The sequence below is a fragment of the Pseudomonas sp. 2822-15 genome (assembly GCF_002742515.1).
GTDB classification, from domain to species: domain Bacteria; phylum Pseudomonadota; class Gammaproteobacteria; order Pseudomonadales; family Pseudomonadaceae; genus Aquipseudomonas; species Aquipseudomonas salomonii.
In genome coordinates this window covers 1-272 of the sequence record NZ_LJRY01000305.1, presented here as the reverse complement: position 1 = coordinate 272, position 272 = coordinate 1, and the positions used below count along the sequence as shown (strand labels likewise).

General features: G+C 35.3%; 1 protein-coding gene. It reads left to right on the top strand.

What is annotated here, in order from left to right:
- Positions 1-54 precede the first annotated feature (54 nt).
- A partial coding sequence (locus AOA59_RS32895) for a hypothetical protein (RefSeq protein WP_218212225.1) occupies positions 55-272 on the top strand: 218 nt, incomplete at its 3' end.

Sequence of the window (272 nt, the reverse complement as noted above, 5' to 3'; positions counted from 1 at the left end):
AATATTTTTGTAGCTTCTAAAGGGAACACTTCTACATCGGGAAATTCTGAACAAATGAGCACATCCATAACGAAGGAAGATGCCAGAATCCAGTCTGAGTATGAGTTAATGGACAAATTATTAAAATATATCGAGATGGGTACTCAAACAGGTTTATGGTATGCAAATTTCTTTTTAAGTGCTGAAAATGAGATGAAATTACGACAGCTAGAATCAGTGATGAAAGGGTTATTTAGTAGGAACGACCCGGATATTCCTGATATATATAGTGG